General features: G+C 61.7%; 10 protein-coding genes. 5 read left to right on the top strand and 5 right to left on the bottom strand.

Annotated features, from left to right (window positions below):
* The 4 genes from CMI59_RS04985 to CMI59_RS04970 all read right to left on the bottom strand — a co-directional run.
* A partial coding sequence (locus CMI59_RS04985) for an alpha/beta hydrolase (protein WP_293325559.1) occupies positions 1-402 on the bottom strand: 402 nt, incomplete at its 3' end.
* Between the two features lie 14 nt (positions 403-416).
* Positions 417-722 carry a putative quinol monooxygenase gene (locus CMI59_RS04980; RefSeq protein WP_293325556.1) on the bottom strand — a complete coding sequence of 102 codons (306 nt, stop codon included), beginning with the start codon at positions 720-722 and terminating at the stop codon, positions 417-419.
* A gap of 63 nt (positions 723-785) precedes the next feature.
* Positions 786-1,301: a hypothetical protein gene (locus CMI59_RS04975; RefSeq protein WP_293325554.1), complete on the bottom strand. Its 516-nt coding sequence runs from the start codon at positions 1,299-1,301 to the stop codon at positions 786-788.
* Between the two features lie 11 nt (positions 1,302-1,312).
* On the bottom strand, positions 1,313-2,185 hold the full coding sequence (locus CMI59_RS04970) for a metal-dependent hydrolase (protein WP_293325551.1): 873 nt from the start codon (positions 2,183-2,185) through the stop codon (positions 1,313-1,315).
* A gap of 108 nt (positions 2,186-2,293) precedes the next feature.
* Between CMI59_RS04970 and CMI59_RS04965 the strand changes: the two genes are divergently transcribed.
* A complete protein-coding gene (locus CMI59_RS04965) occupies positions 2,294-2,926 on the top strand; it encodes a TetR/AcrR family transcriptional regulator (protein WP_293325549.1) in 633 nt (210 codons plus the stop codon).
* Between the two features lie 52 nt (positions 2,927-2,978).
* Here the strand turns inward: CMI59_RS04965 and CMI59_RS04960 are convergent, their stop codons facing one another.
* Positions 2,979-3,803: an SDR family NAD(P)-dependent oxidoreductase gene (locus CMI59_RS04960; RefSeq protein ID WP_293325546.1), complete on the bottom strand. Its 825-nt coding sequence runs from the start codon at positions 3,801-3,803 to the stop codon at positions 2,979-2,981.
* Between the two features lie 154 nt (positions 3,804-3,957).
* On the opposite strand from CMI59_RS04960, the gene CMI59_RS04955 reads away from it, so the two are divergent.
* From CMI59_RS04955 to CMI59_RS04940, 4 genes are all read left to right on the top strand, one after another.
* A complete protein-coding gene (locus CMI59_RS04955; RefSeq protein WP_293325543.1) occupies positions 3,958-5,175 on the top strand; it encodes an acyl-CoA dehydrogenase family protein in 1,218 nt (405 codons plus the stop codon).
* Positions 5,176-5,253: 78 nt separating this feature from the next.
* Positions 5,254-6,663 carry an ATP-binding protein gene (locus tag CMI59_RS04950; protein ID WP_293325540.1) on the top strand — a complete coding sequence of 470 codons (1,410 nt, stop codon included), beginning with the start codon at positions 5,254-5,256 and terminating at the stop codon, positions 6,661-6,663.
* A gap of 249 nt (positions 6,664-6,912) precedes the next feature.
* Positions 6,913-7,932: a substrate-binding domain-containing protein gene (locus tag CMI59_RS04945; protein WP_293325562.1), complete on the top strand. Its 1,020-nt coding sequence runs from the start codon at positions 6,913-6,915 to the stop codon at positions 7,930-7,932.
* 154 nt (positions 7,933-8,086) lie between these two features.
* On the top strand, positions 8,087-8,827 hold a 741-nt coding region (locus tag CMI59_RS04940), incomplete at its 3' end, for a phosphate ABC transporter permease family protein (protein ID WP_293325538.1).

Genomic DNA, 8,827 nt, shown 5'->3' with positions numbered 1-8,827 from the left:
GGGCGAGGGGCCGAGCCCTTCGATGACGACGAGCTTCTTCACATTTTCCGGATAAAGCCCCGTATAGCGCAGCGCCACCGCGCCGCCCATGGAATGTGCGACGATGGTCAGCGGCGCGAGATCTTTCTGATGGATGAGCTGTGCAATGTCATAGACATAATCGTTCATCTGATAGGTGCTGCCCAGCATCCAGTCGCTGTCGCCATGCCCGCGCAGATCAGGTGCGATGATGTGGTACTCGTCGCGCAGCGCTTGCGCCGTCCAGTCCCAGTTGCGGCAATGGTCGCGCCCGCCATGGATCATCAGCATGGGCGAAGCGCCGTCATTTCCCCAGTCGACATAGTGGAGGCGCAGCCGTTGCGAAAAATAGATGCGGGAGGCGGGGCCGATCTGTTCTTCCATCGGGAGTGTTTCTCCTAGCCGCGAACCGGTCCGGCGGGACCGGCCTCGAATTTCTTCGTCTCTACCGAAAGAACCTCGACATCGGCCATCGCCTTGCCGAAGGCGGCCATGTGAGGCTGTTCGAAATGGGAGGCCAATGCTGCCTCATCCTTCCATTCCTCGTAAATACGAAAGAGGCCGGGCGTTTCGATGTCTTCGTAGAAACCATAGGCGATGCAGCCCGGTTCCTCGCGTGTGGCCCGCGCCATGGTGGCGGCGATGCCGGCGGCTTTTTCGCGGCTTGCCTCGGCGATTTTGAACGTGCCCGTCACGACGATCATTCTGCTTCCTTGCCCGGTTTTGATGGGATGTGCAGCATCGAAGACCGGCCTGTCGAATGCCGGCTATCGATCTGAAATGTACCGCCACACGCCATAAAGCGCGAGCCCCAGCATGATGTGGACGGCGAGAACGGGCGGCCAGCCGAAGAGATAGATGATGTCGTTGGCAAGCCCGGGGTCAAAGGGGCCGCCGCCAAAGGCAAGCCCGCGGGTGCCGAAAATCGCATTGAAGATGGCGGGCACGGTGAAAAGCCATGCCGTAACCAGCGCCGACCAGAAGAACCAGGTGAACAGTCGCGGCGTCAGACGCATGAACTGTCCGCCGATCCCGAAAGCCATCAGCATCAGCCCCTGTGTGATCGCTTCCATATGCGCCATGCGCCAGGCTCTCGAATCGTCCGGCAGGGAAACCGGAATATCGATCGGAAGCGGCCACAGGACGATCCTGCCCAGCAGGGCGAAGAACCAGACCCAGCCAATGACGATCGCCAGTGCGAGGAGCGCGACGCCGTTGAAAAACAGGAGGCCGCGCATGCGGTCTTTCATCGTCGCGGCGGTGGTTTGCAGGGAAGCGTCCATCCTTTTTCTCCTCATACGCCAAGCGGCACGGGCGCGGGCCGCCGAAGCTGATCGGTGTCGAGCCGCCCCGCGGCGTTCTGATCGGTCGAAAAAAGCTCTGCCCATGCCAGTGCCCAATCCGGATCGGGCACTTGCCTGGGCGTGTATCCGGGAACGAGGATGCGCAGGAGCCTGGGCGTCAGTTTGCGGAAAATACGCAGCAGCAATCCGGCGAGGCGCAAACGCGATTTCAGGTCATGCCAGAGCCGGTCTTCCCTGAGCAGGGTCTGGTATCCGCGTCGCGTCAGCAGAAAGATATGCGCCGTGGCGTAGAGGAAGCCATGGATGCGCCGGAAATACCCGCCCGCCACATGATCGAAAACGTCATAGGCCACATTCTTGTGCTCGATTTCCTCCACGAAATGCCAAAGCACCAGCGAGGCGACGCCGCTCTCGCTTCCGCCGAACAGATAGTCGCGATCCTCGACGAGCATTTGGCCGATCGCGAGCGCCATCGATTCAAACCCTTCCGCATAGGCGAGGTTGAAGGCGAGAGAATGCGTCGCCTCGATATCCGCATAGGAGACGTCGATCTTTGCTTCCAGCGCGCCGATTGACGTGTAGCCACGGGCTTTCAGCTCATCGTTGAATTTCCGGTGTTGCCGGAAATGCGTTGCCTCTTGCGCCACATAGGAGTCGAGGTCCCGCCGCATCGCGTCGTCGCGCAACAGCGGCCGGGCCTCGCGCATGGTGCGGATGAGATAGGGCTCCAGATAGGGCATGGCGAGCGAGGCCGCGTTGACGATCTGCGAGAACTCGGGCCGCTTGCGGTTCCAGTGGCCTTTCATGGCCGGCGGAAAGGCAAAGCCCATCCGCCGGATTGTCATGCGCGTTTCGGCGCTCATGTCGTCCCCCTCCCGCAAAATAGAGCAAACAATCTAATTAGAGTATTTGCTCTAATTCATCGGGGTGTCAAGCCTTGGAGCCGCCGCGTGCGGGTAGTATGAAAAGGCATGAGCAATCGCGAACGCATTCTGGAATTGAGCCTCACCCTCATGAACGAGGAAGGCGCGGCAGCCGGCACGACAACGCGTATTGTCGGGGAGCTGGGGATCAGCCCCGGCAATCTCTACTACCACTTCGGCAACCGGGAAGAGATCGTCCGGGTGTTGTTCGATGAGCTGGACAAGGAACTGCGCGCGGTGCTCGTCGAGGATGTCGGCCCGCCGATTTCGCCGGCGCGATTTGCCGCCTTTTATCTGCGGAGTTTCGATCTGGCGTGGCGCTACCGGTTTTTCTTCGGCGGCCTGCTGGGGCTTCTGCGCCGGGACGATGTGCTCGCCGCCCGCTATCGCGCTCTTCAGGACTGGGGGATCGGCGAGCTGGAGCGGATCGCCGGCCAGCTCGTGAAGGACGGCAACATGACCCGTCCGGGCGGGCGCGGCGGGTTGCGGTCCGTCGCGCTCAATACCTGGCTGATTTGGATGAACTGGATCCGCTTTCTGCAGATATCCGGCAAACGCGCCATCGAACATGAAGATATGGCCGATGGCGCAAGCCAGCTATTCGACATTCTGGCGCCCTATCTCGATCCCGCTTTCGAGCGATCGGCCCGCCGTGCACTGGCGCGCGACCTGCCTCGATAGCACGCAACGCGCCCGGGCTTGAGTGTTAGGGGCTTAGTGGGCTTAGGGAGGCTTAGATGTCTTCCAGCCCCATTTCCTTGCGGAACATGATCTTGCCATAGGAAGCCGGCATCAGCCGCTGTATCCAGTCGACGAGATGTGCGTCCATGCCGATCAGGATGCGGCCCTTGTCCTTGCGGATGCCCTTGAGGATGACCTGCGCGGCGCGGTCCGGCGTCGTGCGCGCGATCTTGTCGAAACCGGAGGCCGCTTCCTCCCGCGCCGTCGCCTGGGTGGACTGCAGGAAGCGCGCATTGCGCACGATATTGGTCTTGATGCCGCCCGGATGGACGCAGGAGACCTTGATATCCGTACGCTGAAGTTCGTGGCGCAGCGCCTCGGTGAAACCGCGAATGGCGAACTTTGCCGAGTTGTAGGCCGCCTGAGACGGCACGGAGATGATGCCGAAAATGCTCGACACATTCACGATGTGCCCTGCGCCCTTGGCCTGTAGCTGAGGCAGGAAGGCCTTGGTGCCATAGACCATGCCCCAGAAGTCGATATTCATCACCCATTCGAAATCGTCGAAGGCCAGCTCCTCGACCTTGGCGATCTGGGCGACGCCGGCATTGTTGATGACGATATCCGCGCCGCCATGGCTCGTTTCGATATCCTGCGCGAAGGCGAAAACGGCATCCTTGTCCGCCACGTCGAGGAGATAGGTCGAAACCTTGCCGCCCTCCGCCTCGATCCGTTTCGCGGTCTCCGCAAGCCCCTCCCGGTCGAGATCCGAGGCGCAGATCGTAGCCCCTTCCCGGGCGAGTGCGATGGCGGTGGCGCGTCCGATCCCGCTCGCGGCGCCGGTGATGGTGGCGACTTTTCCGGCAATCTCCGTCATGGGCTATTCGCTCTCCAGTTGATTTCGAAACCGGCTGACACTACGCGATTTGCCGCCCGCTTTCACGTGGTTGCTTGTATTCATGTGTTGCGGTTGGCCGAACCGACCCTTCTCCCCCTAGAATGCCGCCAACGAATAAGGGGAGGAGACGAAAATGGACATCAAACCCATCGCCGGGCTCGACGACCGGATCAACGATATCCGGCTCATGACGGCAAAGGTCGTGAACGAGGAGATCATTCCGGCCGAACCGGTTCTTTATAAGGGCGGCGATGAGGCCGAGGCCGTTCGCGCCGGCATCCGGGACAAGGTGAAGGAACTCGGTCTGTGGGCGCCGCACCTGCCGGAGGAGTATGGCGGCATGGGGATCGGCTTTCTCGCCCATGCCTATATGAACGAGGTTATGGCCTGGAGCCCCTTCTCCGCGCGCCTTTTTGGCGTCGTCGCGCCCAATTCCGGCAATCAGAAGATCCTGCTGAAATACGGCACGTCCGAGCAGAAGAAGAAATGGCTGGAGCCGCTCGTCGCGGGCGAGATCGAATCCTGCTTTTCGATGACCGAGCCGGATCAGCCCGGCTCCAACCCCTATGCCATCCAGACACGCGCGGTGAAGGACGGCGATCACTGGGTGATCGACGGCCATAAATGGTTCACCTCCAACGGGCGCCGCGCCGACATCGCCATCGTCATGTGCCGCACCGAGCAGGATGACGGCAAGGGCGGCACCAAGGACAAGATGACCCAGATCATCGTGCCCATGGATACGCCCGGCGTGAACATCATCCGCTCCGTCCCCGTCTGGGGACATACCAATGGCGACCATTGTGAAATTAGGTACGAAAATGTCCGTGTGCCGCTTGAAAACCAACTCGGGCGCACCGGCACCGGCCATCAGGCCGCCCAGGACCGGCTGGGCGAGGGCCGCGTCTTTCACTGCATGAACTCGATCGGCCAGATGTGGCGCGCCTTCGACCTCATGTGCAAACGGGCCATGACGCGCGAAGTGCATGGCGGCACGCTTGCGACCAAGCAGTTCATTCAGGGCTTCATCGCCGACAGTTATATGGACATCCAGTCCGCCCGGCTGATGACCCTGCATTGCGCCCATCAGATGGAAGCCGGAGGCGATGCGCGTACGGATATTTCGGCGATCAAGATCTTTGTGCCCGCCGCCTTCGAGCGCGTGGTGGACCGCGCCATCCAGGTGCATGGCGCGCTGGGCGTTTCAGGCGACACACCTCTTTCCGGCATGTATATGGGCGCGCGCACGCTTCGCCTCGCCGACGGGCCGGATGAAGTTCATCGTATTGTCATCGCGAAGAATGTTCTCAAATGCTATCAGGAAGGCGCGAGCTGGGATTTCGGCGCCTGATGTTATGATGAATCACACGGTGATTCGCCGTCTGCGAACGAAACCGTCTACGAATGAATTTATGGGGATGGAAAACCGGTGGTAGTGCCCCCGGAGCAGGAAGAGGCCGATAGGGGCCGGATGGCGATGCGGCAATACATGACGCATTGGTCCGGTGCGCGAACCTTTATCGCCGCGGCCACCGTTGCATTCGGCCTGCTTTATCTCGGCGGGGCCATTCATGCTGCCGCGGCGCTTGCCGCATATGGTTTTCTCCTCATCGTCGTTCTGGCGCGGGCCGCGATTGCCGGCGAGACCCGCCCCGTCCGGGTGGCTGGCGCGTCCGGCGAAAAGCGCGCCACCCCGCTTGGCAGCGGTCCCTCCCTCACCATCCTCGACCGCCTGCCCGATCCGCTGATCGTTCTCGACGGTGCAGGCCGCGTCCTGCTGCGCAACAGCGCGGCGGAGCCGCTGGTCGTCAAACAGGCGGTCGGCAAGCATGTCGCGACCGTGCTGCGCAATGCCCCGCTCATTTCCTGTATTGAATCGGTCCTCAAGGGCGGCCCGGCCTGCTCGGTCGAATACACGCTGCCGGTACCTATCGAGCGTCATTTCAACGCCTTCGTCACCCCGATCGAAACGGAAAGCGCCGGGCCGGGACCGCGGAAGAATTTTCTCGTGCTGGTGCTGCTTCACGATCTCACCGAGGCCAAGCGTGTGGAATCCATGCGGGTGGACTTCGTGGCCAATGCCAGCCACGAGCTGAAAACGCCTCTGGCCTCGTTGTCGGGGTTCATCGACACGCTGAGCGGCCATGCGAAGGACGACCCGGAAGCGCGCGAGAAGTTCCTCGGGATCATGAGCGATCAGGCGCAGCGCATGCGCCGCCTGATCGACGACCTGCTTTCCCTGTCCCGCATCGAACTGCGCGAGCATGTGCTGCCTGATCAGCTTGTGAGCCTGCAGGGCGTGGTAGAAGACGTGATGGACGCGCTGACGCCGATCGCGCGCGATTCGGGCGTGGAGCTTGTCGCCTCCGCCCCCGCCACCCTGCCGCCGGTCAGGGGGGAGCGCGACGAGCTGGCCCAGATCATCCAGAACCTCGTCGACAATGCACTGCGTTATGCGCAATCGGGCAAGCGAATCGAAATCGGCCTGTCCAGGGAAACCAAAGGCAGCCGCGATGTCGTCCGCCTGACGGTCCGGGATTTCGGGCCTGGCATTGCGCGCGAGCATATTCCGCGCCTGACCGAGCGTTTCTACCGCGTCGACGCGGCGACCTCCCGGGCCCGTGGCGGCACCGGTCTTGGCCTTGCCATCGTCAAGCATATCGTGAACCGGCATCAGGGCACGCTCTCCATCGAGAGCGAAATCGGCAAGGGAACGACCTTCCTGGTCCAGATTCCCGTCGCCGAGAGCGGGCAGGGCGCTCCGGCCGGGCCCTCGGAAGAGGCCGATGACGCCACGGCCCAAAATGACGCATCTGCGAGCGTTCAGGCCGCCCAATAGCCTGTTTTCATTTCTGGATTTGTAATTATTTCACATTCGGATTCGTGGGAATCCGAGGGTTTCCGTGCGTCTCCACCGTCACATTCAAAAAAGTGTCACGTAAGCGTCGTAAACGCTTAGTCAGTCGCTTCTAGCGTCCGCCACGCCTGAAGGTAAGAACAGCTGCGGCAAAGAGGGAGGCCTCCTACCGGCTCCCCGTGTCCGGCTCTCACAGACTGGAGATTAATCGTGAAACTCAAGAATCTGACGATGGCTGCGACCGTTGTCGTCGCCACTCTCGGCGTAGCGGGCGTTGCCCAGGCGCGCGACCAGGTTTCGATCGCCGGTTCGTCGACGGTGCTGCCCTACGCCACGATCGTGGCCGAGCAGTTCGGTTCGGCGTTCCCGAACTTCAAGACGCCCGTCGTTGAATCCGGTGGCTCCTCCGCCGGCCTGAAGCAGTTCTGTCAGGGCATCGGCGAAGAATATATCGACGTCGCCGACGCGTCCCGCGCGATCAAGAAAAAGGAAATCGAAGCTTGCGCCGCCAACGGCGTGAAGGAAATCGTCCAGGTCAAGATCGGCTATGACGGTATCGTCTTCGCTTCCGACGTGAACGGCCCCTCTTTCGCTTTCGAGCCGAAGGACTGGTTCCTGGCGCTGTCCAACGAAATTCCGGTCGACGGCAAGATGGTCGCCAACCCGAACAAGAAATGGTCCGACATCAACCCGAATTTCCCCGACTGGGAAATCAAGGCGTTCATTCCGGGCGAAAAGCACGGCACGCGCGAAGTGTTCGAAGACAAGGTGATCCTTGCCGGTTGTGAAGCCGCTGGCGGCTTCGACATCTACAAGGATGGCGGCATGGACAAGAAGGCCGCCCAGAAGGCCTGCATCAAGCTGCGCACCGATGGCGCCTCCACCGACATCGACGGCGACTACACCGAAACGCTCGGCCGTCTGCAGTCGAACAAGCAGGCCATCGGCGTGTTCGGTCTCTCCTTCTACGAGAACAACACCGACAAGCTGAAGGTCGCCACGATGGGCGGCGTCACGCCTTCCGTCGAGACGATTGCCAAGGGTGTGTATCCGGTTTCCCGCCCGCTCTTCTTCTACGTGAAGAAGGCCCATGTCGGCGTGATCCCCGGCCTCAAGGAATATGCGACGTTCTTCATGAGCGACGCGATGGCCGGCCCCGACGGCCCGCTTGCCGAATACGGCCTCGTGCCGCTGCCGGCGAACGAACTGAAGGAAGTTCAGGAAACCGTGGCTGAAATGAAGCCCATGTAATCCTGGTTCTGCCAGGGAGCCGGCGCCCTCGGGCGCCGGCTCCTCCTCCGGCTTCCGCCGGAAATTGCTAAGTGAAGTTTCTAAGTCCAGTCGTGGCCTTGTCTGTCGCAAGAGGTCCGGCGTCCCTCCGGGATGCATAACGGGAAGAGCGGTAATGACCACTCAGGTGATTTTTCTGATCCTTCTGCTCGCGGGCGTCGCAGCCTTCTTCTATGGCCGCTTGCGTGCCAGGACGATGACCGCCTCCTCCGCCGAGAAGTTCCATTCGCGCCCCGGTCATCATGGCTTCCACCTTGTGATCTGGACGGTACTGCCGGCCTTTTTCCTGATCGTGCTCTGGCTGGTCGTTTCGCCGCTGGTGGTGCGCTGGGCGGTGACGAATTCTCTGCCCGAGGCGGCAACCGCATCGGGCGATAGCGTGTCCCTGGTCATGACCACGGTCGAGCAGATCTCCCGTGGCGTGACGCAGCTCAACGAAGAAGATTTCAAGCAGATCAATTCCGGCGCGATGACGGTGCAGGACGCAATGCGCTCGAAGGGCGTTCTGGTCGGGTCCGACGCCAAGCCCTACATGCTGCAGGCGGCGATACTGGATGAGCGCTTGGGCGCCAACAGCCATCTGTTCCTGACGCTGTTTGCCGGGCTGACGATGATCGGCGGGTTCTGGTACGGGCGGCGCAGCATTGCGCCCCGCGCGCGCGCGCGCAACGCCGTCGAGCGCGTCATGACCCTCGGTCTCATCGCCGCCTCCACCGTTGCGATCCTCACCACGGCAGGCATCGTCCTGTCGGTGCTCTTCGAATCCATCGCGTTTTTCCGGATGGTTCCGCCCGCGGACTTCTTCTTCGGGACCGTGTGGGACCCGCGCTTTTCGGCGCCGGGCCGCGTCGGCGGC

The organism is Parvibaculum sp., assembly GCF_002684405.1.
GTDB lineage: Bacteria > Pseudomonadota > Alphaproteobacteria > Parvibaculales > Parvibaculaceae > Parvibaculum.
The sequence above is the reverse complement of the archived record's forward strand: the minus strand, read 5'-3'. Positions and strand labels throughout refer to the sequence as shown.